The 26467-nt window shown below is 63.0% G+C and carries 24 protein-coding genes; 16 read left to right on the top strand and 8 right to left on the bottom strand.

Annotated features, from left to right (window positions below):
• The 3 genes from CSC67_RS06965 to CSC67_RS06955 all read right to left on the bottom strand — a co-directional run bounded on the left by CSC67_RS06965 (position 1) and on the right by CSC67_RS06955 (position 4605).
• Positions 1-1446: an NAD-dependent succinate-semialdehyde dehydrogenase gene (locus CSC67_RS06965; RefSeq protein ID WP_118993765.1), complete on the bottom strand. Its 1446-nt coding sequence runs from the start codon at positions 1444-1446 to the stop codon at positions 1-3.
• 130 nt (positions 1447-1576) lie between these two features.
• Entirely contained in the window at positions 1577-3532 is a 1956-nt protein-coding gene (locus CSC67_RS06960) for a DUF4139 domain-containing protein (RefSeq protein WP_118993764.1), read from the bottom strand.
• Between the two features lie 119 nt (positions 3533-3651).
• The gene (locus CSC67_RS06955; protein WP_118993763.1) at positions 3652-4605 is read right to left on the bottom strand and encodes a helix-turn-helix domain-containing protein; all 954 of its coding nucleotides are present in this window, start codon (positions 4603-4605) and stop codon (positions 3652-3654) included.
• Positions 4606-4755: 150 nt separating this feature from the next.
• On the opposite strand from CSC67_RS06955, the gene CSC67_RS06950 reads away from it, so the two are divergent.
• Together CSC67_RS06950 and CSC67_RS06945 are read left to right on the top strand one after the other, a co-directional pair.
• Positions 4756-5409: a cysteine hydrolase family protein gene (locus tag CSC67_RS06950; protein ID WP_118993762.1), complete on the top strand. Its 654-nt coding sequence runs from the start codon at positions 4756-4758 to the stop codon at positions 5407-5409.
• 57 nt (positions 5410-5466) lie between these two features.
• Positions 5467-6105: a helix-turn-helix domain-containing protein gene (locus CSC67_RS06945; RefSeq protein WP_118993761.1), complete on the top strand. Its 639-nt coding sequence runs from the start codon at positions 5467-5469 to the stop codon at positions 6103-6105.
• A gap of 59 nt (positions 6106-6164) precedes the next feature.
• Here CSC67_RS06945 and CSC67_RS06940 read toward each other — a convergent pair whose 3' ends face one another.
• Both CSC67_RS06940 and CSC67_RS06935 read right to left on the bottom strand, forming a co-directional pair.
• On the bottom strand, positions 6165-7526 hold the full coding sequence (locus CSC67_RS06940) for an MFS transporter (protein ID WP_118993760.1): 1362 nt from the start codon (positions 7524-7526) through the stop codon (positions 6165-6167).
• A 122-nt stretch (positions 7527-7648) separates the two neighbouring features.
• A complete protein-coding gene (locus CSC67_RS06935; protein WP_118993759.1) occupies positions 7649-8116 on the bottom strand; it encodes a cupin domain-containing protein in 468 nt (155 codons plus the stop codon).
• 125 nt (positions 8117-8241) lie between these two features.
• Between CSC67_RS06935 and CSC67_RS06930 the strand changes: the two genes are divergently transcribed.
• Positions 8242-8883, top strand: a complete 642-nt coding sequence (locus CSC67_RS06930) for a DJ-1/PfpI family protein (protein ID WP_118993758.1) — start codon at positions 8242-8244, stop codon at positions 8881-8883.
• A gap of 73 nt (positions 8884-8956) precedes the next feature.
• On the opposite strand, the gene CSC67_RS06925 is transcribed toward CSC67_RS06930, so the two are convergent.
• The gene (locus CSC67_RS06925) at positions 8957-9688 is read right to left on the bottom strand and encodes an anti-virulence regulator CigR family protein (RefSeq protein WP_342447671.1); all 732 of its coding nucleotides are present in this window, start codon (positions 9686-9688) and stop codon (positions 8957-8959) included.
• A gap of 72 nt (positions 9689-9760) precedes the next feature.
• On the opposite strand from CSC67_RS06925, the gene CSC67_RS06920 reads away from it, so the two are divergent.
• The 6 genes from CSC67_RS06920 (at position 9761) to CSC67_RS06895 (ending at position 16856) form a co-directional block, all read left to right on the top strand.
• Entirely contained in the window at positions 9761-10477 is a 717-nt protein-coding gene (locus tag CSC67_RS06920) for a PIG-L deacetylase family protein (RefSeq protein ID WP_118993756.1), read from the top strand.
• Entirely contained in the window at positions 10474-11373 is a 900-nt protein-coding gene (locus tag CSC67_RS06915) for a glycosyltransferase family 2 protein (protein WP_245220151.1), read from the top strand. The genes CSC67_RS06920 and CSC67_RS06915 overlap by 4 nt, the downstream gene beginning before the upstream one ends.
• Positions 11374-11883: 510 nt before the next feature.
• Entirely contained in the window at positions 11884-13872 is a 1989-nt protein-coding gene (locus CSC67_RS06910; RefSeq protein WP_118993755.1) for a S8 family serine peptidase, read from the top strand.
• A gap of 31 nt (positions 13873-13903) precedes the next feature.
• A complete protein-coding gene (locus tag CSC67_RS06905) occupies positions 13904-14362 on the top strand; it encodes a hypothetical protein (RefSeq protein ID WP_118993754.1) in 459 nt (152 codons plus the stop codon).
• 10 nt (positions 14363-14372) lie between these two features.
• The gene (locus tag CSC67_RS06900; protein WP_135227435.1) at positions 14373-16364 is read left to right on the top strand and encodes a S8 family serine peptidase; all 1992 of its coding nucleotides are present in this window, start codon (positions 14373-14375) and stop codon (positions 16362-16364) included.
• 33 nt (positions 16365-16397) lie between these two features.
• Positions 16398-16856 carry a hypothetical protein gene (locus CSC67_RS06895; protein WP_118993752.1) on the top strand — a complete coding sequence of 153 codons (459 nt, stop codon included), beginning with the start codon at positions 16398-16400 and terminating at the stop codon, positions 16854-16856.
• A gap of 41 nt (positions 16857-16897) precedes the next feature.
• On the opposite strand, the gene CSC67_RS06890 is transcribed toward CSC67_RS06895, so the two are convergent.
• Positions 16898-17239, bottom strand: coding sequence for a four-helix bundle copper-binding protein (locus CSC67_RS06890; RefSeq protein WP_118993751.1), 342 nt, complete (start codon positions 17237-17239; stop codon positions 16898-16900).
• A gap of 264 nt (positions 17240-17503) precedes the next feature.
• Between CSC67_RS06890 and ppk2 the strand changes: the two genes are divergently transcribed.
• Entirely contained in the window at positions 17504-18439 is a 936-nt protein-coding gene (ppk2, locus tag CSC67_RS06885; protein ID WP_118993849.1) for a polyphosphate kinase 2, read from the top strand.
• Here ppk2 and CSC67_RS06880 read toward each other — a convergent pair.
• The gene (locus tag CSC67_RS06880; protein WP_118993750.1) at positions 18433-19434 is read right to left on the bottom strand and encodes a LysR substrate-binding domain-containing protein; all 1002 of its coding nucleotides are present in this window, start codon (positions 19432-19434) and stop codon (positions 18433-18435) included. The two genes, ppk2 and CSC67_RS06880, sit on opposite strands and share 7 nt — an antisense overlap.
• Before the next feature lie 192 nt (positions 19435-19626).
• Here CSC67_RS06880 and ligA point away from each other — a divergent pair, with 192 nt between their 5' ends.
• From ligA to CSC67_RS06850, 6 genes are all read left to right on the top strand, one after another.
• Positions 19627-20019 carry a protocatechuate 4,5-dioxygenase subunit alpha gene (ligA, locus tag CSC67_RS06875; protein WP_118993749.1) on the top strand — a complete coding sequence of 131 codons (393 nt, stop codon included), beginning with the start codon at positions 19627-19629 and terminating at the stop codon, positions 20017-20019.
• Positions 20020-20022: 3 nt separating this feature from the next.
• Positions 20023-20862 (top strand): class III extradiol dioxygenase subunit beta, encoded by an 840-nt coding sequence (locus CSC67_RS06870; protein WP_118993748.1) that lies wholly within the window; start codon positions 20023-20025, stop codon positions 20860-20862.
• A 96-nt stretch (positions 20863-20958) separates the two neighbouring features.
• On the top strand, positions 20959-22185 hold the full coding sequence (locus CSC67_RS06865; protein ID WP_118993747.1) for a Rieske 2Fe-2S domain-containing protein: 1227 nt from the start codon (positions 20959-20961) through the stop codon (positions 22183-22185).
• A gap of 10 nt (positions 22186-22195) precedes the next feature.
• The gene (locus CSC67_RS06860) at positions 22196-23545 is read left to right on the top strand and encodes a peptidase dimerization domain-containing protein (protein ID WP_118993746.1); all 1350 of its coding nucleotides are present in this window, start codon (positions 22196-22198) and stop codon (positions 23543-23545) included.
• 136 nt (positions 23546-23681) lie between these two features.
• Positions 23682-25199, top strand: a complete 1518-nt coding sequence (locus CSC67_RS06855; protein WP_118993745.1) for a carboxylesterase/lipase family protein — start codon at positions 23682-23684, stop codon at positions 25197-25199.
• 74 nt (positions 25200-25273) lie between these two features.
• Positions 25274-26443, top strand: a complete 1170-nt coding sequence (locus CSC67_RS06850) for an ABC transporter substrate-binding protein (protein WP_118993744.1) — start codon at positions 25274-25276, stop codon at positions 26441-26443.
• The last annotated feature ends 24 nt before the right edge of the window (positions 26444-26467 follow it).

Below are 26467 nucleotides of genomic sequence, written 5' to 3'. Positions count from 1 at the left end.
TTACGCCCCCACCACCGACACCGCCTTGGTATTGAGATAGGCCTCGAGCGCCTCGGGACCGCCTTCGGTGCCGTAGCCGGAATCCTTGACGCCGCCGAAGGGCAGCTCGGCCGAGGGCGTGGCGGGCTGGTTGATCCACAGCATGCCGGTCTCGACCCGGTTCGACAGCAGCTGCACATTCTTGAACGAACGCGTAAAGGCATAGGCCGCCAGGCCGTAGGGCAGGCGATTGGCCTCTGCGATGGCTTCTTCGAGCTGGTCGAAAGTACGGACGCCGGCGATGGGGCCGAAGGGCTCTTCGTTGAACAAGGCGGATTCCATCGTCAGGTCGCTGATGATGGTGGGCGCAAAGAAGTTGCCCGCCTCGCCCACCCGTTCGCCGCCTGTCAGGACGCGCGCACCGCGCTGGCGCGCATCGGCCACCATTTTCTCCATGGCGGTGACGCGCCGCGGATTGGCGAGAGGCCCCAGTGTCGTGTCCTGGGCCAGGCCGTCGCCCAGCTTGAGCGACTGAGCATACTGGGCGAGCGCATTCGTGAACTCGTCCGCCACGCGGCGATGGACGAGGAAGCGGGTGGGCGAAATGCATACCTGCCCGGCGTTGCGGAACTTGGAAGCGGCGGCGATCTTGGCGGCCAATTCGAGGTCGGCGTCTTCGGCGACGATGACAGGGGCGTGGCCGCCCAATTCCATGGTGACGCGCTTCATATGCTGCCCCGCCAGGGCAGCCAGCTGCTTGCCCACCGCCGTGGAGCCGGTGAACGTGACTTTGCGGATTACCGGATGCGGAATCAGATAGCCGGAAATCTCGGCCGGGTCGCCGAAGACCAGCCCTACGACCCCGGGCGGAATGCCTGCATCGACGAAGCAGCGCAGCAGCGCGGCCGGAGAGGCGGGGGTTTCTTCCGGCGCCTTGCACAGAAAGGAGCAGCCTGTCGCCAGGGCCGCGCCCAGTTTGCGCACGATCTGGTTGACGGGAAAGTTCCATGGCGTGAAGGCGGCCACCGGCCCGACCGGCTCCTTGAGCACCCATTGCTGGGCGGCCACGTTGCGACCCGGCACGATGCGGCCGTAGACGCGGCGGCCCTCGTCGGCGAACCAGTCGATGATGTCGGCGCCGGCGTTCACTTCTCCCCTGGCCTCGGCCAGGGGCTTGCCATTTTCTTGTGTGAGCAGGCGGGCAGTGTCGTCGGCGCGCTCGCGCAGCAGCGCGGCGGCGCGGCGCATCACGGCCGCTCTCTCGTACACCGAGGCGTCGCGCCAGACTTCAAAGCCGCTTTGCGCCGCGGCCAGGGCGCGATCCAGATCGGCAATGCCCGCATGGGCGACGGCGCCGATGACCTGGCCGGTGGCGGGGTTTCGCACCTCGATGGTCTTGCCGCCCGCGGCGCCCACCCATTCGTTTGCGATCAGAAGCTGCGTGTCGGGATAAGCGGGGCTGCTCATGGCGTTTACCTTGCTCGAGTCGGAGTTCTGATGATAACGCTCCTGAACCCGAGCGGGCTACCCCGGCGGACATGATGCTGCCGGGGCAGGCCAGCCCTCAAAAGAGCATTGAGCCGGCGGCGTTCTTCGCTCAGCGGGCCGACAGGCCCTCTTCCAGCGCCTCGCGCCGGTTGGCGGTTTCCTGCCTCGCCGCTTGCCTGCGCTGGCGCAGGGTGTCGATGCGGTCCTCTTCTTTTTCGAGGGCGGCCAGATAGCGCTGGCCCAAGGCGCTGTCGTCCGGCACGGCAGCCAGGTTGTCGCGCACGCGCGCCTGGTTCTGCGCCGCATCGTCCAGTTGCTCGTCGAGCGCCTGCTCTTGCCGCTGGGCATCGGCCAGTTCGCGCCGCAGATCGGCCAGACGCTGCAGATCCCGGCGCGTGCGATCATCGGCGGCATTGGCGCTCCAGGCGGCCAGGACCTGCTCGTCCGTCTCCATCAGCGCAATGGTCTGCCGGTCTTGGCGCGACATCACGGCGCGCACCGTGGCGCTGCCCTGCGCGGGCACTTCGACCCTGAGCCGGTAGCGAGTGGCGGTTTCGCCCGCCAATTGATCGGACTCGAATTTCCAGCCCTGTGCGCGTGGATGCTCGATGATCACGGTGCGAGGCGCATCGGCGGCGCCCTTGACGGTGTAGACGGTTTCGCGGCGCAGCAGCCGCTGCGCGCGCAGCACGCCTTGGCTGATGCTGAGCTCCGACAGGCGCTCTTGGGGATGCTGCTCGCTGCGGACTTCGACCTTGCCGTCTTCCGCGAAATAGACGAAGCGGCTTTCTCCGACCGGGATGGACGTGAGCTGGGCATCGCCCACGTGGCCCGCCTGGCCGTCGTACACGGTAAGAATGCCCGGGGGCAGGCTGGCCTGCGTGCTGTTCTTGAGCCATACCGCCGCCACCGGATGAAGCCCGCCCCGTTCGGGCTGGAACACAGAGACCTGTTCGGCCTGCACCCGGGTGTCGATGAACGGCACGGAGGCCGTCTGTCCGGCAGCCACCGATATGGGTTCGGGTAGCTCGTAGCGCACGCTGGTCTGCCCTTCGCCGGCCATGGACGGCGCCTGGGGCGCCGGCGCCGGCATGGCGGCCCGGCCTGCCGCAAACGATTGCAGCACCGGGGCGGCCGCCTTAGCCATGGGCGCCTCGGCCATTTCCATCATGGCCGAGGTGTCGGCGCGCGGCGCTTCCACCGCACCGACCGCCACCGGCAATTCGGGGCGGGTATGCCAATAGCGTTGATACAGTCTTTGCGACAGTGTGACGGGTGCGCCGGACACCAGGGTGACCTTGACCGCATCCCAATCCTGGCCGCTGGCGTTCTCGAGCACCGCCCAGGCCTGCAGCCTGGCCTTGCCGTCCTTTTCCGCCGACAGCCGGTAGGCGCTTTTCCACACCGGCGCAGCCACCACGTATGTGAACATGACATCGCGCTCGCCCGTGCCGGACAGGGCGACATCCAAGGTGCGCATCGTGTCCGCCTGGCGCTGGCCGCTGGCCTGAAGCGCCGCCTGCAGGCGCCGCGGCAGGGAATCATCCATGAGTTCCAACACCGTATCGGCGCCCAGCCGCAGGGCATGCACCTGGTTTTCCTGCGTCATCACCGACAGCAAGGCGCCGGGGTCGTCGTCTCGCGGAGGCTCGACGCCCAGCACCCGGCCCTGCACCGTGCGGCCTCCCGAAGAGGCGCGCACCTGCATGCCCGGCAGCGCCGCTGCCAGCGCGGCCGGCGAGGAAAGCGCTTCGGGGCCGAAAGGCAGTCGGGAAAAGGCTTCCTGCACAGGGGCCTCGCCGTCCAGCACGATGCTGGTGGCCTGGCCGCCCGGGTCGTGTACGACGAGGCTTTTCAGGACGTCGTCCACTTGCTCCAGCGGCACGGGCAGTTTGATGGACGATCGGTCCGTGGCGCGCACGTGGCGCTCGATCTGCGCCAGCCCGCCGGACGAAAGAATGAAAGAGGTGATGCGGTCGCCGTCCTGGGCCGCCAAGGCCGCGCCGTTCCACGCCAGGACCGCTGCCGCCAGCCCCGTCATCATTGGTTTGAATACAGTCGCCATACGCTTCCTCGTCTCCCGGATCGTAACCGTGCAGGCATGATACACAAGGCGCTTCGGCACCCGGGGCGGATTCCCCTGCCTGGAACAACTGGATTCAAAATATGTGCGTGCGCCGGCGCCTACGAGGCGCGCGACTTCAGTATCTGCTGAGGACTATGGCCGTACGCTGTTTTGAATGCGCGGCTGAAGTGGGAAAGATCCTTGAAGCCGAAGGCCAGCGCCGCATCGGTGACACGCGCGAACCTTCCTTGCTCGAGCGCCTGGCGGCTGGCGCGCAGCCTTTCCGCCCACAGCCAGCGCATGGGCGTGGTGCCTTCCGAAGCGAACAGGCGCAGCAGGGTGCGGCTGGACATATAGGTTTCGCGGGCGATGCACTCCACATCCAGGCCCGCGTCGTCCAGGCGGCGGGACAGGAAGGCCTTGACCTGCGCCAGGCGCTGGCTGCGACGTTCGGTTCTGGCGTCGGGGCAAGCCAGAGCCGAGTCGATGGCGCTGCTCCAGATATCGAGCGCCGCCGTATCGATCCGGGCGAGAGGCGAGGCCGGCTCGCCCGAGGCGCTTAACGCCATGCATTCCTCGGCCAGGGCGGCGCCCAGCCGGGCCAGAGGGGAACGCCCGTCGATGCGGCGCGCGACCATGTCGTCGACTCCGGCAAGGTGGGACTGCATCAGCTCACGCGAGACGATCACAATGGTGTATGCCGAGGTCTGGCCGAAGGCCAGCGTGAATGGCCGCGCCTGGTCCATCAGCATGAGATCGCCGGCCTGCAGGGTGATGGCGCGCCCTTCCTGCTCGAAAAAGATCGTGCCGCCGCAGCCGACCCATAGGAAGATGTCGTCGCGCAGGTCGCGGCGAATGTCCGCCGGCCCCCGAGTGACGCGCAGGTGGCCGGCGCCCGGTACACGCGAGGAGTTCCGGCTGATGGCCAATTGTCCGAACCGATGCACGGCAACGCTGGCGCTGAAGCCGGGCTCGGCCATCGGCCGCGCCTCGGTATGCGAATAATTGCGGCAGGTCGCATGGTGCCAGCGTTCAAAACCATCGCCGGGATTGACAACGTCGTAAGCATTCATGCCGTACTCCTTGAGACGGGCGGAAGATGAAGATGGCGCACGCAGCAAAACGGTTGGCGGTTCAAGACAATCGTATCAAAGCGCCCCGTACTAGAGTAGGCGCATGCGGGCGGACTTTGCCGCTTCTTGAACCAACTCCGGGAGACAACCATGCCATACCAATGCGACACAATCGACCCCAAGAAAACCGCGGTCATCGTGGTCGACATGCAGAATGACTTCGTAGCGCCGGGCGCGCCGCTGCTGTCGCAGCAAGCGCAAGACATGGTGCCGCGCCTTGCCGAAACCTTGCAGGCCTGCCGCGAGCAGGGCATGCGGGTGGTATACACCGCCCACGTGCATCGCCGCGACGGCTGCGACATGGGCCTGTACGACGACCTGTATCCGCCCATCGCGGACCGCAGTGCGCTGGTGGATGAGACCGAGGGCGGCGACATCTACAAGCCCCTGGCGCCCCGGCCGGGAGAGCACGTCATCAAGAAGCATCGCTACAGCGCTTTCTTCGCAACCGACCTGGACCTGATTCTGCGCGAATGGGGCATCGAGACCGTGATCATCACGGGCACCACCACCGAGAACTGCTGCCACGCCACGGCGCGCGACGCCATGTTCCACAACTATAAAGTGGTGTTTCTCTCTGACGCAACCGGGACTTTCGACTACCCCGACATGGGTTACGGCGCCATGTCCGCCCAGCAGGTGCACCAGGCCACCTTGGCCATACTGGCCTTCTCGACGGCTCACGTGATGACCTGCCAGGAACTCCTGGCACGCAGCGGCGTTCGCGAAGCCGTGCCTTCCTGACGCTCCAGGCCATGGGCCGCCGCGTCCGGCGGCCCATGATCGGGGTAAAATCGGCCCATGGACAACCACAGTGTCAATGAACCGATCGAACAAGCGCACGCCGACGCAAACTCCAGGCTTCCGAACGAACTGGGCCGGCGTCTGCGCGAACATCGGCTGGCACAGGGGCTGACGCTGGAAGGCCTGGCAGCCAAGGCAGGCTTCGACAAGGGCTATCTATCCCGTATCGAGAACGGCAAAAAAGTGCCTCCCATCGCGACGCTTTCGCGCCTGGCCGCAGCCCTCGATACCGACATATCCAGCTTTCTGTCACCGACCGCGCGCGCCGCGCGCAAAGGCGTGAGCGTAGTGCGTCACAGTGAAAAGCGGCCCACGGTTCTGGGAGGCAGCGCATTCGGCTATGACTATTTCGCTCTGAGCGACGCCACCGAAGCGCATGCGGTACAGCCCTTCCTGTTTTCATTTCCCGCCGAAGTCGACAAGTTCACTTTTTTCCAGCACGACGGGGAAGAGTTTCTGTACGTCCTGACGGGGCGCATCGAATGGCAGGTGGGCATGGAAAAATACGTGCTCGAAGCAGGCGACGCCATCCACTTCGATTCGCGCATGCCTCACCGCGGGCACAGCCTGTCCGGCGAGGCCACGGCGCTGGTGGTGATGTATTCGCCCGAAAGCTCGCGCGACAACCTCGCCTAAAAAAGCGCTGAACAAAGCCGCGCGGGCTTGTTCAGCGCCTTGCTGGAAAACGCCTGCAATTAATCGGTCGCCTTCATCATCGGCATGGCCTTGTCCTTCGCCGGGTAGGCATTCTTGCCCGATACGACGGCCGGCGCCGTTTCCTTTGCGTAATAGACGGCCAACATGGTCACCGCCGCAATAGCGATCATCAACAAGGAAACCGTCCAGGTTCCCCCCGCGGTCATGCCTACGAGCGCCGCGGCCGCCACCGGAACCAGGCCGCCGCCTATGGGCGCCGCCATCTGGTAGCCCAGCGACGCCCCGCTGTAGCGCAGGTTGCTGGGAAACATCTCGCTGAGAAAGCTGGCCTGCACGCCGTACATGATGCCGTGGCCCACCGACATCCCGATCACGAACGACAGGATCACGGTAACGGGATTACGGGTTTCGATTCCCCAGAAAATGGGGAACGCCAGGGCGATTGCCGCGACGCAGCCAAGCATGTACACCGGGCGGCGGCCCATCCGATCGGAAATCGCCCCGAAAAGCGGAATCGTGATGAGCTCCACGGCCGCCCCCAGAGCGATCGCTCCCAGCACGAGGCTGCGCGAGATGCCCAGGTCGGTGACAGCGTAGCTGAGGCCGAAAATGGTGATGACGTAGATCCATGAGATTTCGGTGATGCGCGCCCCCAGGCCGATGAGCAGGTCTTTGGGATGGCGCCTTATGGCGTCGATGACCGGAAAGCGAACCAGCTTGCCTTCGCTGGCACTGCGCTTGAACTCCGGCGTTTCATCGATGTGCAGGCGGATGAACGTCCCGACCACGACCAGGACGGCGCTGGCCAGGAAGGGAACGCGCCAGCCCCATGCCATGAACTGCTCGTCGCTGAGGTAGGCCAGGGCAAAGAACGATGCGGTGCCCAGGGCCATGCCCAGGGGAAAGCCGATTTGCACGATGCTGCCGTAAAAGCCCCGCTTGTTCGCGGGCGCGTGCTCGGTCACCATCAGGACCGCCCCGCCCCACTCGCCGCCCACGGCAAGGCCCTGGACCAGCCTGCAGACGACCAGCAGTATAGGCGCCGCAATGCCGATGGTTTCGTAGGTGGGAAGCAGGCCGATCAGCATGGTGGCGATGCCCATGCTCGAAAGGGTCAGAATGAGCATCGACCGGCGTCCCAGCCGATCGCCATAGTGGCTGCAGATGATGGCGCCCAGCGGGCGCGCGAAAAAACCGACCCCGATGGTGCCGATTGAAAGCAGCTTGCCGACCAGGGGGTCGTGGGTAGGAAAGAACAGCGTATTCAGAACCAGCGATGCCGCTGTGGCGTAGATGAGGAAGTCGTACCATTCAATCGTTGTACCAATGGCGCTTGCAGTAGCCACCGTTCGTATGGACGTCTTTTTTTCGGTACCATTTTTTGCAGGATGAGTAGCCATTTCCGCTCCATATAGTGCTCGCGGGGAAGATCCACCATGCGCTGCATGATGGGGCGCATTGCAGCCGGACTTCTATTACTCATAAAACGGTAAAAATGATTACGGAAACTACTGCGCAGGGTCTATGAAGCGGCGGGAGAGAAGGTCGAAGGCTGACGATCGGTCTTGATCTGCTTCTTGTCTTCGACGTCGTATCCGGCGCTGTTTCTGAAAATATTGGGCTTGCGGTAGATGGCGAGAATGGTGCACCCTTCTGCGCTATGGGTTTCGTGCATGGAGCCGGGAACGCGATAGACGTATTCGCCCGCGCGGCAGATTCCGTCGTGATCCGAAAACGACCCTTCTATCACCCAGCTCTGTTCGATCTCGGGGTGCTTGTGGAACGGCAGAGTGGTGCCCGGAGCCCATTTCAGCAGGCAGGTCATCTCGCCCGCTTCCTTGTTTTCGTACAGCACTTTGATCTGGACCCCCTCGAACTGAGAGGGCCGCCACTCCATGTCTTGCGGCTTGACATACACCGACCCGTTCTGGGTGGGCTCCAGCTTGCCCTGCAGACGCTCTTGGAAATGCTCGCTTGCTTGAGTACTCATGGTTCCTCCTTGACGGTGATAACCCTATTGATCGCCTGTCAGGCAAATAGTAGGATTATGTTGTCCAACAGGCAAGTAAGGGATTATGCCTATTCGCAGCGAAGCCATCCTGAACGGGGAATGAAATGCAACTGACTTTTTTGCTGTATCCTGGCATTGAGCCGATAGATCTTGCGCCTTTGGGCGTATTTTCCATGGGAAGGCGAGTAGTCCCCGAACTCTCGTACCGTACGGCCGCGCCTACGCCGAATGTCTTAGTAGAGTTGTCCAATGGGCTAAAAGTAATGCCCGACGTCAGCTTTGGCGACATCGAAGATATGGACGTCTTGCTGGTACCCGGCGGCCCCGGCTGGAAAGAGGCGGCAAGCGACCCGCAAGTCATCGATTTCATTCGCCGCTGGGCGCCCGGCGCCACGATTTGCTCGGTATGTACGGGAGCCATGATTCTTGCCGCGGCCGGCGTACTCGACGGCATGGCGGCCACCACCAAGAATCTCGTGATACCGCCGGAGCCCTCCGTCATGGAGGAGCTGAAACAGCGCTATCCCCAGGTAAGCGCCACAGAAGCCCTGCTGGTGGACAACAAGTCGGTCATTACCGGCGGCGGCGTGACGCTTTGCATCGATACCGCCCTGTATCTCATCGCATCACGATACGGCGAAGAGGCGGCCGATGAAATAGCCCGCATCATGGAATACGGGGCGGCAAGAAAAGCCAATGCCGAGAGAATGCCGCTGGTGGTCTCCGATACTTCCGCCCCTGCTTGACTCCGGCTCAAGCCTCGAAGCATCGAGGCCGCGCCGGACGATACCCGGCCGGCGGCCGGGTATCGTCACAGTTTCAGTCAAAGACGTCATAAAGGATATCGGCAACGACCATTGTGGCCGCGGCAATCAGGATCAGGTCGGTACCCGCGACGCGCCATTCGTAGCCCGGATATCGGGGCAGACGGCCCAGCAACGGCCCCGGCACGACCTTCTTGGCGATGCCGGGAGGCAAGGGCTTGCCCCTGGCCAGATTTTTCCGGATGCCGGGCGGCAATGAGGAATAGCCGCCAAAGCCGTAATCGAGGGCATATTCTCTTGCCAGTGCCGCGGTAATGCCGGCATACACGAGGTCGCCGTAGGCATCGCCGCCACGATAGCGGCCGTGCCGGTCTCTGTGGTCATCAAAATAATCGTAGTACCGGCCCCTGTCATCGTATCGGCGGCCCTCGTCGCGCTGATCGGAACCACCCGCCCGCAGTACTTCCTGATTCTGCTTGCCCGAGTTGCTGCCGTTGCCCTTGCCGGGGTTGCTGCCGCTCCCCTTGCCCGGGTTGTTGCCGTTGCCTTTTCCCGGATTGCCGCCGTCGCCCTTGCCCGGCTGTCCGGCGTTCTGGCCGGGCCCTTTACCTTCGGGAGGCGCCGCCTGGGCGGTGAACACGAGCGCGCTACCGACGAGCAGCGAAGCAATCAAGACCATACGTCGTTTCATTGTGCAAACCTCATTTTTCTTGAACGAACCCATCAAGAATAAGACCTTCGCACCGGCATGCTCATAAAGTTTGCATCCGTTTGATACAACGCTCATGAGACGGAGCCTTATACGCCGATACAGGCGGATCCCGGCCTGCTTGGCACATGGGTTGCTTTCATCGCAGCCATGACTCGCCCGACCCCCCATATCGATCTTGTCGCGACAATGAGCCCGTTGCTGGTGCTGTCCCCGCACTATGACGACGCCGTGTTCAGTTGCGGCCGACTGGTGGCGGCGGTGCCCGGCAGCACCGTCGTGACGGTTTATACCGGCCTGCCCAAAAATTCCGACATGCAGACGGATTGGGATCGCCGCTGCGGGTTCTCGAGCGCGCGCGAGGCCATGCGATGCCGGGCGGACGAGAACCGCAAGGCCCTGGCCGCCTTGCAGGCGCAGGGCGTGGAGCTCGATTTTCTGGACAGCCAGTACGCGCAGACCGCACTGCACGGCGCAGACCTGCTTGCCGATACGTTGATGATCACCATCGCCCGCATTCAGCCTGCCACGGCGATCTTCCCGCTGGGCCTGTTTCACGAAGACCATATTCAACTCTCGAACGCGGCGTTCACGATATGCCCGCACTTTCCCGGCATCCGCTGGTTCGCCTATGAAGATATTCCTTACAACAAGACGGCGCAGCGAGTGCAGGGGCGCATCGACGAACTGGCCGACCGCGGCGTGGTAACCGCCGCGCTGAGCCTGAACGGAACGGGCGGCGATAAATCGCACGCGGTCGAGGCATATCAAAGCCAGTTCCGCGGCCTCGGGCACGAAGATGCCGGGCCCATATTGCAGCATCCCGAACGCTACTGGCGCATTCAGTGTGAAATGGAGTTCTTGTGAAGGAAGGGCTTGCCGGTCGCGCTGGCGCGCAGGACGGCCGGGTGACCATCGTCGTGCTGACCTACAACCGCAGGCAGGAGCTGCAGCGCAGCCTGGCCAAACTCACGGCGCTGCCGGACCGGCCCGCCGTCATCGTCGTGGACAACGGCAGCAGAGACGATACCGCACATTGTGTTCGCCACGATTTCCCTCAGGTGGAACTGCTGCGGGCGCCATCGAACCTGGGCGCCGCCGGCCGCAATCTGGGCGTGGAGCGGGCACGCACGCCCTATGTCGCCTTCAGCGACGACGACACCTGGTGGGCGCCCGGCGCACTGGATGCGGCGGCCGACCTGTTCGAGAGGCATCCGCGCATCGCCGTACTGAACGCCCGCATTGCAGTGGGTCCTGAATGCCGCGAGGATCCGACCTGCAGCGCCATGGCGGCGAGCCCACTGGAACGCATTGCGGGCGTCGGCCCGACACTGGCCGGATTCATGGCGGGCGCCTGCGTCATGAGAACCAGCGCCTATCTCGAAGCAGGCGGATACTGGAAAGCTTTTTTCATCGGCGGGGAAGAAAGCCTTCTTGCGATGGACATTCTCGACGCGGGCCACCAGATCGCGTATGCGCCTGCTCTACAAGTGCATCACTGGCCGTCGCAGGCGCGCGACAGCATCCTGCGCCGCAGGCTGCTGGTTCGCAATGCGATATGGACGGCATGGCTCAGGCTTCCCACAGACCTGGCCTGGCATCGCACCCGGACTTGCCTGGATCAGGTGTCCGACGCCCGCTTACGCTGGCGGACAGTGGCCGACACCTTGCCGGGCCTGCCTTCCGTATTCGCACAGCGGCGGGTGCTGAAGCCGGCAACGTGCAAGCTGCTCGAGCAGCTGTGGCAGCGTCAGGCGCTTTAGCGTCAACAGGCCCTAGCGCGAAACCGGCGGCGTGTGCTTGCTGTGTTCCACGCTCGGTGTGTCCGCCGTGCCTTCGGCTTGCGTCGCAGCGTGGTCGCGGTTTCCCGGCCGTTGCCCCACGGCGGCATCCTGGGAGGCCGCCGCGGTACCGCGATCAAAAGAGGCGCGTTCCGCGCTCTGCCGGCGAGGAGGCGAATCCATCGACGGCTTGCTCGATGCATCTGCCTTTCCGGAGGGTCGGGGCGCCTTGGCGTTGGGATCTGGAGTGTTCATTTCGTTTCACCTGCCTCTATTGCGAAGTCGATATTGACACTCGAGACCAGCACCCCGCGTACCCGGGCGCGGCTCCATCGCGCGGATTTGCGAATTTCCAACAAAATTATTATTTCTTATTGATTCTTTTTCTTGCTTTTATAATCGTCCGCTGAAAGCTTCGGGGGCAGCCTGACCGGAAGCGACAAGCATCCATGCGCGTCCGCCATGGCCTGACAATCTCACCGTCAACGACTCATGAATATAAAAACAATGCGTTTTGGCCTGCTTCCCCTGATCGCCACGCTGCTTGCCGCATGCGGCGGCAGTGGTTCGGACGGAGACAAGCCCGTAGCCTGCGTGGAAACCGGCGCCTATGCCTGCAAGACAGGCGCGACCGAGCCGCTGTATACCTTCCAGTGGGCCCAGAATTATGAAGACAGCTACTTCAAGGCTTTCCCGGACACCTTCAGCGGCGGGATGGATCTGAACGTAGAGCCCGTGCATAAGCAGGGCTACAAGGGCCAGGGGGTCAACGTGCTGGTGCTCGACTCGGGCACCGACCTGCACAACGAAGACCTGGCGCCCAATGCCGACTTCAGCATGTCCTGGAATTTCATCACCAAGACGGACGATCCCTATCCCGACCTGTCCGACCCGGACGACGCCCCTCACGGCACGGTCGTCGCCGGCATCATCGCCGCGGCGCAGAACGAAAAAGGGGTCATGGGCATTGCACCCCTGGCGAACCTGGGCGGCGCAAATTTCCTCGACGGGCAGGATCAGGCCGCCGCCGCGTACGGGGGCGCCTCCTGGTCGAGCAAGGCCCATGTTTTCAATGCCTCCTATGGCGGCGATACCGAAGCCGCCTCGTATGAATCCGAACTCGAGCCCGGCGATACCGCCGCCCTGCGAGGCCTGAAGAAACTGCGCGACGGCAAAGGCGCGCTGTTCATCAAGGCGGCCGGAAATTCGTTCGAACACGGCGCCTGCGGCCAAACGGCGCCCTACTACGACTGCACCAACCCGGCGAACGACACCGGCACTCTGGAGTCCAACATCATCACCGTGGCGGCCCTGAACGCCAAGGGCAGCGCCAGCAGCTACAGCAGCGCCGGCTCGGTGGTGTGGATCACCGGCATGGGCGGCGAATACGGCAGCGAGGGCACGTACGGCGAAGGCGCCGGAGAGGACGGCACCGACGGTCCCACCATCTTCAGCACCGACATACGCGGCTGCATACACGGCTACAGCAAAACGGATGCGAACACGCCCTTCCAGCGCGGCCAGACCGAACGCGACGGCAAGCCCGACAACGCCGACTGCGACTACACCTACATGAACGGCACGTCGGCGGCCACCCCCACCATCTCGGGCGTCGTCGCCCTGGTGCTCAGCGCCAATCCGGACCTTACCTGGCGCGACATGCGCGACATCCTGCTCGCCTCGGCCCGCAAAGTGGATGCCGACTACATTCATCACATCCCGGTAGGCGGCGAAATGCCGTTCGGGGGCCTGATGGACCTGAACACCAACGTGCCCACCGAAACCGTCGGCGGCCCGGCCGACATCCATGACGGCGCCACGGCCATTCCCATGGACCTGGGCTGGCAAAAGAACAGCGCCGGCCACGAACACTCCAACTGGTACGGTTTTGGCGTGCCCGACACGGAGAAAGCCGTGGCTCTGGCGCTCGAATACAAGAAAAACCCCAGCCTGAGCCGTTCCGGCGATGTGCTCATACCCGAGTTCAGCCCTCTGGCCTACTGGCATGAGAACCACCCGCCGGAAGACGAGGAAGACTACGAAGACCTCGGCGACGCAAACGTACGCAGCGGAGCGTTTCCCTACAAGCGGGTGACGTCGTTGGGCACATTCAAAGGAGGGGCCCAGACCGTGGACCAGCTACAGGTCCGCCTGTCGGGCGACAACGTCTGCCTGGGTTCCCTGGGCATCGCCGCCAAGTCGCCCTCGGGCACGGTGTCCCTGCTCAAGCTGCCCAATGACCATTTCAAGGTGGACGGCCTCAACGAGTTTGCCGACTATGCGCTGGGCAGCTTCGCCTTCTACGGCGAGCCGGCGCAAGGCGACTGGGAAATCTTCGCCGTCGCGGGCAATCCCGACATCCCAATCTATGTGTACAAGCTCATAGACGGGAAATATGAACTCGTTAAATCAGCGCCTTGCCCGTCGGCCGATGCGGACGGCTTCAGGCTGCTTGCCGAAACGCGCATCATCGCGCAGTAACCGTGCCATCATCCGTCCAGGAATCTAAAACATGACAAAAAACTTTCTTTGCTCTCTCGGACTGCTTGGCATGTCGCTGGCTCTTGCCAGCAGTGCGGCCTTGGCTCTGACACCGGGACAAAAACTCACCAAGACCGAGATTGCCGAATGGGGCGCCTTGGCCGAATACAAGATCGGCTCCAGCCGCGTTCGCGTCGTCCCGCCCCAGTACTCCGGCAGCCAGGACACCCTGCTGCTGAATGCGCAAGGCGTGGTCGGCAGCAGCCGCAACGAGGTGGCCGTTTCCGAAGCGCCCGCCGATGTCCAGGCAGTGATTCAACAAACGCAGCCGCGGCCCGTGTCGATACAGCATTTTGCGCCGACCGGCATCACGGTGGCGAAGTATGCCGACTTCGGCCAGGCGGTCGACGCGCTGCGCGCGCTCAAGGCGGCCCTGCCCGGCGCCAAAGTGAGCCTTCCCGTGCAGTTCAGCAAGCAAGTACCCTATTGAGGGCGGTAAATTGAACGTAAAAACCATGCGTTTCGGCCTGCTTCCGCTAGCCGCCGTGCTGCTTGCCGCCTGCGGCAACAGCGGTTCTGACAACGACAAGCCCGTCGCCTGCGCGGAAACCGGCGCCTACGCCTGCAAGACGGGCGAGACCGAGCCGCTGTACACGTTCCAGTGGGCCTTGAACTACGAAGACAGCTATTTCAAGGACTTCCCGGAGACCTTCGGTGGCGGACTGGACCTGAACGTAGAGCCGGTGCATAGGCAAGGCTACAAGGGCCAGGGCGTGAACGTGCTGGTGCTGGACTCGGGCACCGATCTTAATAATGAAGATCTGCTTCCCAACGCCGACTTCAGCATGTCCTGGAATTTCCTGACTGAAACCAACGATCCCTATCCCGATCTGTCCAATTCGAGTTCGGCGCCCCACGGCACGGTCGTCGCCGGCATCATCGCAGCCGCTCAGAACGAAAAGGGCGTCATGGGCGTTGCGCCGTCGGCCACGCTCGGCGGGGCCAATTATCTGAGCGGCGTGGACCAGATATTCGCGGCCTACGGCGGAGCGCCTTGGTCGAGCAAAGCCCACGTATTCAACGCATCGTATGGCGGCGACACGGGGGCGCTGCCCTATGAATCCGACATCGGCTACGGCAACGTAACGGCGGCAAGGGGCCTGAAGAAGCTGCGCGACGGCAAGGGCGCCATCTTCGTCAAGGCGGCGGGCAATTCGTTCGACCCCGGCTTGTGCGGCAAGGAGTCCGCCGCCTATTTCGATTGCACCAATCCGGTCAACGATCCCACCACACTGGAACCCAACATCATCACGGTTGCCGCCTTGAACGCCAAGGGCAGCGCCAGCAGCTACAGCAGCGCCGGCTCGGTGGTGTGGATCACCGGCATGGGCGGCGAGTACGGCAGCGACGGCAATTATGGCGAAGGCGTCGGCTACGGCGACGACGGCCCGACGATTTTCGCCACGGATCTGCGCGGCTGCATCCTCGGCTACAGCAATACCGGCGCGCGCACGCCCTTTCTGCGTGGCCAGACCGAACGCAACGGCCAGCCCGACAACGCCGACTGCGACTATACCTACATGAACGGCACCTCGTCGGCCACTCCCACCATCTCGGGCGTGGCGGCCCTGGTGCTCAGCGCCAACCCGGACCTTACCTGGCGCGACATGCGTGACATTCTGCGCGCCTCGGCCCGCAAAGTGGACGCCGACTATATCCACCACATCCCCGTGGGCGGCGACAAGCCCTTTGGCGCCTTGGTGAACCTGGCCGACAACCAGCCCACCGACCGGATGGGCGGCGCCGCCGACATCGTCGACGGGGCGAAGGCCTTCCCCATGGACCTGGGCTGGCTCAAGAACGCCGCGGGCTATGAGTATTCCAACTGGTACGGCTTCGGCGTTCCCGACGCAGAAAAAGCGGTGGCTTTGGCGCTGGAGTACAAGAAGAATCCAGACTTGAGCCGTTCGACGGACGTACAGATTCCAGACTTTCGGGAAGCCGCCTATTGGCAGCTGAACGAGCTGGACGACCCGCAGGACGATACCGGCGACGCACACGTCCGCATCGGCGCCTTTCCCTACCAACAGGTAACGTCCCTGGGCAAGTTCAAGTGGGACGCTCAAACGGTGGACCAGCTTCAGGTACGCCTGTCGGGCGAGAACGTTTGCTTGGGTTCACTGGGCATTGCTGCAAAATCGCCTTCGGGCTCCGTTTCCCTGCTCAAGCTGCCCAATGACCATTTCAAGGCGAACGGCTGGAACCAGTTTGAAAACTATACGCTGGCAAGCTACGCTTTCTACGGAGAATCCGCGCAGGGAGACTGGGAGTTCTTCGCCATTGCGTCGAATCCCGACACCCGGATCACCGTGGTCGAGCGCATCAATGGCGAGCGCCGGGAACGCTTGTCCACGCCCTGCCCCTCGAAAAACGATGACGGCAGCGACCGGGACTTTCATTTGCTGGTCGAAGCGCGCATCATTGCGCAGTAAGCCGTGCCATCCACCGTTCCAGGAATCCGAAACATGAAAAACAGTTTTCGCCGCTACGTCGGACTGCTCGGCATGTCGCTGGCACTGGCCAGCTCGGCGAGCTTCGCCCTGACCCCGGGGCAGGTGCTCACCGAAGCGGAAATCGCCAAATGGGGCACGCTGCCCACATATGAAATCGGCAAAAGCCGCATCAGGGTCATTCCGCCCCAGTACTCCGGCAGCCAGGACACATTCTTGCTCAACGCCCAGGGGATGGTCGGCAGCAGCCGCAATGAGGTGGTCGTGTCCGAAGCGCCCGCCGACGTCCAGGCGGTGATTCAGCAAACCCAGCCCCGGCCCGTGTCGGTGCAGCACTTCGAACCGACCGGCATCACGGTGGCCAAGTATGCCGATTTCGCCCAGGCGGTCGACGCCCTGCGCGCGCTCAAGGCGGCGCTGCCCGGCGCCAAAGTGGGGCTGCCCGTGCAGTTCGGCAAGCAGGTGCCCTACTGAAGCCTGACGGTCGAACACCTGCGCCTGCGCGCAGGCGGCGATCAGGCGCTGGCCGACTGCGCCATGCGCCGGCATTCCTCGGCGCATCGGCGGCACGCTTCGGCGCAACGCTGGCAATGCTCCATCTGATGCCGGGCGCATTCCTGCGCGCAGGCCTCGCAGACCTCCGCGCATAGCCGGCACAGGGACGCGGCAAACCGGCTGCCCCTGGACATATAGCCGGCCGCAAGCCGGCAGATCTGGGCGCAGTCCATGTCGAGTTCAATGCAGCGCGCCATGCTTTTGACGTCCTGTTCATTCAGACAGGAAGCCGCGCAATGGTCGCATGCCGTGGCGCAGGCGTTGCACGCATCGATGCATGACTGGAATTGTTCATGTGGCATAGCAATCTCCGTATCAAGGCTGTCAAAGCGCCGCCCTGCGGCGCGAAATATTGAAGCCGGGAACCAGCAACCCCGATGCCCGCCGGGTACGCGTCGCCGGCATGCGCGCCGCACGGCGAGCGGCTAGCCGAAGACGCGTCGTAGAAATTTTTTCCGGATTCCCCTCCGGACGCGGACTCGCCCACGAGTTCTGTTCACTCCTGTCATGAAATCGCCAGATCCTTGAGGCAAACTGGCGGCATCGCCCACTTCTGCGCGTTCGCCATGACCGACACCCGCCCTCTCCCGCCGTCCATTTCGCCGGCCCAGCGCGCCGAAGCCGAATTGCTCGACAGTTTCGACGAAGAACTGGAAATGGAGCTGGACGACGAGCGGCTCGACGAGTTGCTGCTGGAGGTGCCGCCCCAGGGCCCCACCCCCGAAGGCCGCCTGGACCGGCGATTCTATTTCCGCGAGCTGTTCCGGCTGCAGCGCGAGCTGGTCAAGCTGCAGGACTGGGTGCAGGCCCATAAGCTCAAGATCGTGGTGCTGTTCGAAGGCCGGGATGCCGCCGGCAAGGGCGGCGCCATCAAGCGGATCACCCAGCGGCTCAATCCGCGCATCTGCCGCGTGGCCGCCCTGCCCGCGCCCAGCGAGCGCGAACGCACGCAATGGTATTTTCAGCGCTACGTGTCCCATCTGCCGGCAGGCGGCGAAATCGTGCTGTTCGATCGCAGCTGGTACAACCGCGCCGGCGTCGAGAAGGTCATGGGCTTTTGCACCGACGAGGAATACGAGGAGTTCTTCCGCTCGGTACCCGAGTTCGAGAAGATGCTGGTGCGCTCGGGCATCATCCTGTTGAAATACTGGTTCTCCATCACCGACGAAGAGCAGCACACCCGCTTCATGATGCGCATCCGCGACCCCCTGAAGCAATGGAAGCTCAGCCCCATGGACCTGGAGTCGCGCCGCCGCTGGGAGCACTACACCAAGGCCAAGGAAATCATGCTGGAACGCACCCATATACCCGAGGCGCGCTGGTGGATCGTCGACGGGGTCGACAAGAAGCGCGCGCGACTGAACTGCATCCGCCATCTGCTGGACCGGATTCCCTACGGCGACCTGGAGCATCCGGAAATCACCTTGCCCCAGCGCGAATACAACCCCGACTACTTCCGCCACCCGGTGCCCGCCGACATGTATGTGCCGGCGGTTTATTGATCGAGGCGGCCCCCTCCGGCTGCGGCATAAGCAAGCGTTGGCGGCGTATTCATGGCCGCTGGCTGCTGTGCCAGTAATAGAGCGACTTCGCGGTTGATGGCGGGAATCAATACCTCGCTGCAGATTTCCAGCACGAGATTGAAGACCGCCTCCTGGGTGGAGGTACGGGGGCGCCTGGACGAAGTCGCCAGGACCAGCCTGCTTCCCAGACAGGGATCGACGATGCGCCGGAAGCGGTAGACGCCGGACTTTGAATAAATCGCCACGGCATACAGCGGCAGAACGGCATACCCTGGCCCGTCCGCCAGGATGTCCAGTATGGCTGGGACGCCGTCGACTTCGATCATCACCTGCGGTTTGCAGCCTAGGGACGCCATTTTCGTTTCGACGATGTTCCGGATCTCGTGCGGACGCCGCGGAATGACGAGCGGCAGGTCCGCCACCTCTTTCAGGCTGATGGGAGAGGCGTCACTGGGACTGGACGCCCCGCAAACCAGATACAGCTCCTCTTTCATGACAGTGACCGTATCCAGGTCGGGGGAAGATTGCGGTTTGTACAGCAGCGCCATGTCGAGCCGGCCGCTCAATATGGATTCGTGCATGGGTACCGAAAGGCCGTCGCTGATCGACAACGCCGCACCGGGCAGCCGTTCGCGCACCTCGGAAATAAGACGCACGGCGAGCAGCTTCGACAAGCTGGTGGGAATACCGACATCGACATGGCCCCCGACAGTGCCGCGCAGCTTTCCGAGCTCTTCACGCGCCGTTTCGATCTGGTGCATGATGCGCCGGCCGTGGTCCGTCAGAAGTCTGCCTGCCTCGGTGGCGACCACTCCCCGTCCGGTGCGAATCAACAAATTCTGCTTGAGTTCGACCTCGAGGAGCCGCACCTGCCGACTGAGGGCCGGCTGGGCCACGTCCAGGAGCCGCGACGCCTTGGTGAAGCTTCCCTGGTCCACGACGCACAGAAAATACTGAAGCTGTTTGAAGTCCATGGCCTTTCGGATCCGCCTCCTGTAGCTATTCGGTAATTTTATATCTGCTAGATCTCAGCGAATCTTGCCCGAGCACTCGACGCCGCTGACAATGAGCCCATCGCCATCCCACGGGACGCCAGCACTGAAAAGGCCGGGAAACACAATGCAGCTTAACGCATTCGGCCTTCAATTTCTTCCCCGACAACGCCCATGACAATATTGAGAGACGCCTTGCGAAGCATTCCCGGCACGACGGTCTTCGACGCGACGCAATCGCGCCTGGGCTACCGACTGAACACGTGGTGCATGACGCTTCAATCCGAAGAAAACCGCAAGGCCTTCACAGAGGACGAACGGGCCTATCTGGAGCGGTACGACCTCAGCGCCGAACAGCGCCAAGCCGTGCTCGATCGCGATTACAACCGGCTGCTCGAACTGGGGGGCAATATCTATTTTCTCAGCAAGCTCGCCGCTGTGGACGGCCAGTCTTTTCAGCAGATCGCGGCCAGCATGTGCGGAGTAAGCGCCCAGGAATTCCAGCAAATGATGCTGGACGGCGGCCGCTCCCCTCACGCCTCCCTATGCCAACCGAAAGGAAAATGAAGCATGGCAAAGATCACCGCAGGAGTCGGCACATCGCACGTGGGCGCCTTGGGCGTGGCCATGGACAATGGGCTGACCGGCAACGATTACTGGCGGCCGGCATTCAAGGGGTTCGAATATTCCAGAGAATGGATTGCAAGTCAGCGGCCGGACGTCGTCATTCTGGTCTACAACGATCATGCCGCAGCCTTCTCCCTGGACATCATCCCTACCTTCGCCATCGGCTGCGCCGAGGCTTTCCAGCCGGCCGACGAGGGTTGGGGCCGACGTCCCGTCCCCGAGGTGAAAGGTCATTCCGAACTGGCATGGCATATAGCCGAATCGGCCATTCTCGATGAATTCGACATGACCATCGTGAACAAGCTGGATGTAGACCATGGCCTGACGGTTCCGATGTCCTTGATGTTCGGACAGCCAAAGGCATGGCCGTGCAGAGTCATCCCGCTGGCCGTCAATGTGGTGCAGTTTCCACCTCCCACCGGCAACCGCTGTTACGAACTGGGCAAGGCGATCCGCCGGGCGGTCACGTCCTTCGATCAAGACCTGAACGTCATGGTGTGGGGAACGGGCGGCATGTCGCACCAGTTGCAGGGGCAGCGGGCCGGACTGATCAACAGCGAATTCGACAATCGCTTCCTCGACCTGCTGGCGTCGGATCCCGAGACCGCGGCGCGCATCCCGCATCTCGACTACCTGCGTGAAGCGGGCTCGGAAGGCATCGAACTGGTGATGTGGCTCGTCATGCGCGGCGCCCTCTCTCGATACGCGAGGGAAATACATCGGTTCTACCACGTGCCCGCATCCAACACCGCGCTGGGGCATCTGATCCTGGAAGAAACCTGACACGCCCAGCGATTGATTTTTTTCCTGAAAGCCTTACGCCCATGCCTCTTCGGTCGCGGGCTTTCAGACTGTACTCATTGTGGATGGAGAATTTGCATGACTTTGCCAGCAACCAGACTCGACCTTAACGGTTGCGCTTATGGACGGCCCGTACAGACCCATGATGCCGAATTGACCGAGGTGGGGCCCGGCACGCCATGCGGCGAGTATCTGCGACGCTATTGGCATCCCGTGGCCGTCTCGGACGGCGTCACCACTCGCCCTCAGAACGTCCGCATCCTGGGCGAAGACCTCATCATTTTCCGGGACGGCAGGGGGAGACCCGGTCTGCTGACGCCACGCTGCGCTCATCGCGGTACGTCGCTGTTCTATGGCAAGGTGGATGACGACGGAATCCGGTGCTGCTATCACGGCTGGCAGTTCGACGTGCAGGGCCGCTGCATCGACCAGCCATGCGAACCCGAACGCGGCCGCCACAAGGACAAGGTCCGCCAGCCCTGGTATCCGGTGCAAGAGCGTTATGGACTGGTGTTCGCCTATATGGGTCCGCCGGAGAAAATGCCCGACCTGCCGCGCTGGGATATTTTCGAAGACCTTCCGGGCGAAGAAAAGCTTTTCGCCACCGACTCCAGCTTCAGCGTCGGCGGCGACGACTCGATCAAGATCATTCCATGGAACTGGCTCCAAGACTGGGAAAATACCTTGGACCCCTTCCATGTACAGGTATTGCATTCAACGTTCACAAGCGCCCAGTTCGCAAAGGAAATGGCCGTCATGCCGGAGGTCAGCTACGAACTAACCGAGCTGGGCGTGCGCTATACCGCGCACCGCAGACTGCCGGACGGGCGTGAGCTCGACCGCCGGTCGCCGGCGATCTTCCCCAACATCATCAGCACTCCCGACGTGCATCTGCTGGCCGGCCCCTCCACCACCATGGGGTGGGTGGTGCCCGTGGACGACACCCATCACCGCAGGTTTCACGTGATGCGCATTCCCGCCGACTCCGATCCCTACGTCACGAGACCGCGGCAGATGTACACCGAGCAGGGACGGCCCAAGCGCTGGATAGACATGAGCGCCGAAGAGCGCCAGGAGTGGCCCAGTGATTGGGAAGCGCAATGCGGGCAAGGTCCCATCACGCTGCACAGCGAAGAGCATCTCGCCACCTCCGACCAGGGCATTGCTGTCCTGCGCCGGCTGATGCGAAAGCAGATACGACTGGTCCAGGACGGCGGCGACCCGATCGGCGTCACGTTCGGCGCCGAGGCGACGCAAGAGGTGGGATCGGGCAACTTCTTTCGGCCCCTGGCAGCGGAAGCCTAGCGAGGCGGCCATGCATATCGGCACAAACCCGGAAACTCTAAGCGAAGCCGCACGCGGTGAATGCCTGGCGCGCGCCCTGGACCAATTGGACGAAGCATGGATGCTGCGCACACTGGCCGACGCCGTGGACATTCCCAGTCCAACCGGAGAAGAGAAGGCTGCAGCCGAATACTTCGCCTCCGTCATGCGGGAAGCCGGCCTTGAGGCACAGCTACAACCATTCGATGAGCGGTCCGCCAATGTCGTAGGACGTCTCGGTGACCGGGGCGGACCATCGGTACTGATCTTCGCGCCGCTCGACAGCGCAACCTCCGGCGTGCCGGACGAGGAAGTTCCCTGGGTGGGGCCCGAGCTGCCCGCCGAACACCGCCCTGTCGCCAGGGTCGACGGAGACACGGTCATCGGCCTTGGCGCCAACAACTCCAAAGCCCACATCGTGGCGGCGATCGCAGCGGCGCGCGCCATCAAGAAGGCGGACGTGCCTTTGACCGGCAGGATTATGCTGGGCTTCGGCGCCGGAGGAGCGCCGACAAATGGCCGCCCCTCGCTGGACCGCCGCAACATCGGGCTTGGAGTCGGCTGCGAGTACATGCTGCAACAGGGCGTCCATGCCGATTTCGCCATCGTCACGAAACCCGGCTTCACCGTGCAGAGCGAAGAAACGGGCTTGTGCTGGTTTCGGATCCGCATACATGGCGTTCAGAGCTATGCGGGCAGAAAACATCTGGTACCCGGCCATAACCCGATACTGCATGCCGCCAGGGTAATCCCCCTGCTTGAAAAATGGCTCGATCAGTACTCCGACCGCCATGCCGGCGGAGAAGTGTGGCCACAAGGAGTCATCGGAGCCATCCAGGGAGGCTGGCCGAACAAGCCGGCCTTCACGCCCGCGGCCTGCGATATTTATGTCGACGTGCGGATCAGTCCGCGCGCCCGCCCCATGCAGGTATGGAGGGAACTGTGCGAGGCGCTGGGCCGGATCGGGCGGGAACTGGACGACGAAGACCTCGACATGGATTGCGAGCTGATCGCCGCGGTGACAGGCCCCCCGACCTCGCCCGACAACTGGATCATCGAATCGTGCGTACGCGCATGGACCGCCGAAGAGCACAGGCCGCACCAGCCGATGACCAATACCAGCGGACAGACGGAAGCGGTCATCCTGCGGCGTCACGGCATCCCCACGGCGCGCATCGGGCTGCCTCCCGAAGTTCTTCCCAATGGCGACCACACAATGGGGCGCGCCAGCAGCAGCGCCATGCTGAAGCTGGCATCGGTGCTGTTGCGGACCATGATCGACACCTGCACGCGCAGCCTGGACGAAGTGGGACTGGCAAGACAGGGCGAGCAAAAAAGATGATCCGGCCGCTCTATAGCATTTCGATATATCAGCTAGCATCGCGGGACTCTGTCCAGCAGCGCCCCTGTCCATTAGATTGGCTTCAAGAACGGCCGGCATCGCAGCACGACCATCGGCATGCAGCACGGAGACAAAATTGAATCACGCATCTGAACTTGAAATTCATACCGCGGCCGGCATCGTATCAGGCGCCATGGCGGACGACGCCATCCGGGTCTTCAAGGGGATACCGTATGCCCAGCCTCCGGTCGGCCCGCTTCGGTGGCGGCCCCCGGCGCCTGTGCGGCCCTGGCCGGGGATCCGCCCCGCCACCGCCTTCGCGCCGGACTGTCCCCAGACCCTGGAGGTGGGCTCGCGCGCGCCGCGGCAAAGCGAAGATTGTCTTTACCTTAATATCTGGAGTCCGCGCGAGGCGAGCAAGGCGCCCGTCATGGTGTGGATACACGGAGGCAGCTATGTATCCGGCAGCGGGTCCGAAGAGCGCCTGGACGGCACAGCCCTGGCCCGGCAAGGCGTGGTCGTCGTCACCATCAATTACCGCGTCGGCCTGTTCGGCTTTCTGGCCCATCCTAAGCTTACGCTGGAATCGTCCCACGCATCGTCGGGCAACTACGGCTTGCTCGACCAGATTCTTGCCCTGCAATGGGTCAAAGAAAATATCGCCGCATTCGGCGGCGATCCCGAGCGCGTCACCGCCTTCGGCGTGTCCGCCGGGTCGGCCTCGATCTCGCTGCTGCTTGCATCTCCGATGGGCGAACGCCTTTTCGAGAGAGCCATACTGGAAAGCCCGGGCGCCGCGCGGCCCCTGGTTTCACTGCAGGAGGCCGAAGCCGCGGGTATCGTGCTAGGCCACGACATTGATGCGCTTCGTGCCCTGACCGGCGCTGAAGTTCTGGCCCGCACTTCACTACTGGCGCCCAAAGTACGAGGCCTTACCACCCCGCGCGTGTTGAGGCCGATCCGCGACGGCTGGATCATTCCTGAAGACGAACGGCCTGTCTTCAAGAGCGGCCGCCTGCGCCCCATGCCCATCATCGTCGGAACCAACGCCGACGAAGGCACCGAGGCCACCGCGCCCTGGCCGATCGACACCGTCGAGCAATATTTGGCTCTGGTCCACGCCAACTTTCCCCGCGCCTCCGCCACGCACGCACTCGAACTGTACCCTGCCAAAGAGAACAGCCAGGTCCGTCAACGTGTCGCGCAGCTGTTCGGCGACACTCAATTCGACTACGGGGCCCGGCTTCTGGCCCAGTCGATGGCCGCCCTAGAGCCGCGCACATGGCGGTATGTATTCACCCGGCGTCGCGCGCATCGCGACGATGGCCCTCACCACGGCCAGGAGGTGCATTACGTATTTGGGAACCTGGCCGCCCGCTATCCCGGGGAACAAGCCGTTTTCGACGACGTCGACATCGCCCATTCCCAAGCCATGATGAAAGCCTGGGCCGCATTCGCCGCCGATGGCGATCCGAATGCTGCCGGATTACCGCGATGGGACCCTTATCGGGCAGAGCAGGACAACTATCTCGAATTCGGAGACACGATTCGGCCCGCGGTCGGGTGGCGACGCGAGCCGCTGGATTTCCTGGACCGGTTCTTTGAAGATGCCGGACTGGAAATCCCTCGCAGCAAGCAGGCAGCAAATCGGTAAAGAGGCCGGACAAGCAAGCGGCTCCCTTTGAATACGACAACATGCGACATACGATCGCAGGAGAGAGAGACAACATGAGAACAAGACTATTCATACGCGCCGCGGGGCTCCTGATCGCCGCCACGGCGGCGGCCACTGCGTTTGCGGGCGATACGCTCAAGATAGGGCTCATATTGCCGATGACAGGTCATTTCGGCCCCAGCGGCCAGCAAGTGACAGCGGGCGCACGGCTCTATATGGCGCTGCATGGCGATACGATCAATGGAAAGAAGGTCCAGCTCATCGTCAAGGACGACGTCGCGGCGCCCGAATCGACCAAGCGGCTTGCGCAGGAGCTGGTGGTCAACGAAAAGGTCGATGTGCTGGCTGGTTTCGGATTGACTCCCTTGGCATTGGCAGCGGCCCCCATTGCGACCCAGTCAAAGACCCCCATGGTTGTCATGGTGGCCGCGACGTCCCGTGTGATCGACGCATCGCCTTATATCGTCCGCTCCAGCTTCACCATGCCGCAGGTAGCGATGGGCATTGCCAAATGGGCTCCCGCCAATGGAGTCAAGAGGGTCATGACCCTCGTGACGGATTACGGACCTGGACATGATACCGAAGCCGCCTTCAAGAAGTATTTTTCTGGAGCGGGCGGAGAAGTGGTCGAATCATTGCGCGTTCCGATGAGCAATCCCGACTTCGGCCCGGCATTGCAGCGGGTGCGCAACCAGGCTCCCGACGCATTGTTCGTGTTCGTCGCGGAATCTTCGGGGCTGGCCGTCATGAAGGAATTCAACGACCGGGGGCTCGGCAAAGCGGGCATCAAGCTGATCGGCACGGGAGACATGGTGGGCGACGATATCCTCAACGACATGGGCGACGTGGCGCTGGGGATCGTCACCTCCCACCATTATTCGGCCGCCCACCCCACCGAGGTCAACAAACAGTTCGTCGAAGCGTACGGCAAGGCAAATGGCGGAAACCGGCCCAACTTCATGTCCATTGCGGGCTATGACGGCATGCACGTGATCTACGAAGCCTTCAAGAGGGCCGGAGGCGCCAAAGGCGGCGATGCGCTGCTTGCCGCCATGAAAGGCGTGCAGTTCGAAAGCCCGCGGGGGCCGGTGACAATAGACGCCGAAACCCGCGACATCATCCAGAACGTCTATCTCAGAAAGGTGGAGAAAGTGGATGGCCAGCTCTACAACGTGGAGTTCGACGCCATGAAGGCGGTCAAGAATCCCGTTGGAACCCAGTAACGGCCGACGCCCACCCGCTGCATA

It is taken from the genome of Pusillimonas caeni (genome assembly GCF_003545815.1).
Lineage (GTDB): Bacteria > Pseudomonadota > Gammaproteobacteria > Burkholderiales > Burkholderiaceae_B > Pusillimonas > Pusillimonas caeni.
This window is presented reverse-complemented; position numbering and strand designations above follow the sequence as displayed.

What these genes read in the sequence shown, in the direction of transcription:
- CSC67_RS06935 (WP_118993759.1), bottom strand. Translation starts at nt 8,116, where the DNA reads ATGAGTACTCAAGCAAGCGAGCATTTCCAAGAGCGTCTGCAGGGCAAG.
- ligA (WP_118993749.1), top strand. Translation starts at nt 19,627, where the DNA reads ATGACAATATTGAGAGACGCCTTGCGAAGCATTCCCGGCACGACGGTC.
- CSC67_RS06925 (WP_342447671.1), bottom strand. Translation starts at nt 9,688, where the DNA reads ATGAGCGTTGTATCAAACGGATGCAAACTTTATGAGCATGCCGGTGCG.
- CSC67_RS06950 (WP_118993762.1), top strand. Translation starts at nt 4,756, where the DNA reads ATGCCATACCAATGCGACACAATCGACCCCAAGAAAACCGCGGTCATC.
- CSC67_RS06965 (WP_118993765.1), bottom strand. Translation starts at nt 1,446, where the DNA reads ATGAGCAGCCCCGCTTATCCCGACACGCAGCTTCTGATCGCAAACGAA.
- CSC67_RS06870 (WP_118993748.1), top strand. Translation starts at nt 20,023, where the DNA reads ATGGCAAAGATCACCGCAGGAGTCGGCACATCGCACGTGGGCGCCTTG.
- CSC67_RS06880 (WP_118993750.1), bottom strand. Translation starts at nt 19,434, where the DNA reads ATGGACTTCAAACAGCTTCAGTATTTTCTGTGCGTCGTGGACCAGGGA.
- CSC67_RS06860 (WP_118993746.1), top strand. Translation starts at nt 22,196, where the DNA reads ATGCATATCGGCACAAACCCGGAAACTCTAAGCGAAGCCGCACGCGGT.
- CSC67_RS06940 (WP_118993760.1), bottom strand. Translation starts at nt 7,526, where the DNA reads ATGGCTACTCATCCTGCAAAAAATGGTACCGAAAAAAAGACGTCCATA.
- CSC67_RS06960 (WP_118993764.1), bottom strand. Translation starts at nt 3,532, where the DNA reads ATGGCGACTGTATTCAAACCAATGATGACGGGGCTGGCGGCAGCGGTC.
- CSC67_RS06850 (WP_118993744.1), top strand. Translation starts at nt 25,274, where the DNA reads ATGAGAACAAGACTATTCATACGCGCCGCGGGGCTCCTGATCGCCGCC.
- CSC67_RS06930 (WP_118993758.1), top strand. Translation starts at nt 8,242, where the DNA reads ATGCAACTGACTTTTTTGCTGTATCCTGGCATTGAGCCGATAGATCTT.
- CSC67_RS06890 (WP_118993751.1), bottom strand. Translation starts at nt 17,239, where the DNA reads ATGCCACATGAACAATTCCAGTCATGCATCGATGCGTGCAACGCCTGC.
- CSC67_RS06905 (WP_118993754.1), top strand. Translation starts at nt 13,904, where the DNA reads ATGACAAAAAACTTTCTTTGCTCTCTCGGACTGCTTGGCATGTCGCTG.
- CSC67_RS06945 (WP_118993761.1), top strand. Translation starts at nt 5,467, where the DNA reads ATGGACAACCACAGTGTCAATGAACCGATCGAACAAGCGCACGCCGAC.
- CSC67_RS06910 (WP_118993755.1), top strand. Translation starts at nt 11,884, where the DNA reads ATGAATATAAAAACAATGCGTTTTGGCCTGCTTCCCCTGATCGCCACG.
- CSC67_RS06920 (WP_118993756.1), top strand. Translation starts at nt 9,761, where the DNA reads ATGACTCGCCCGACCCCCCATATCGATCTTGTCGCGACAATGAGCCCG.
- CSC67_RS06895 (WP_118993752.1), top strand. Translation starts at nt 16,398, where the DNA reads ATGAAAAACAGTTTTCGCCGCTACGTCGGACTGCTCGGCATGTCGCTG.
- ppk2 (WP_118993849.1), top strand. Translation starts at nt 17,504, where the DNA reads ATGACCGACACCCGCCCTCTCCCGCCGTCCATTTCGCCGGCCCAGCGC.
- CSC67_RS06865 (WP_118993747.1), top strand. Translation starts at nt 20,959, where the DNA reads ATGACTTTGCCAGCAACCAGACTCGACCTTAACGGTTGCGCTTATGGA.
- CSC67_RS06955 (WP_118993763.1), bottom strand. Translation starts at nt 4,605, where the DNA reads ATGAATGCTTACGACGTTGTCAATCCCGGCGATGGTTTTGAACGCTGG.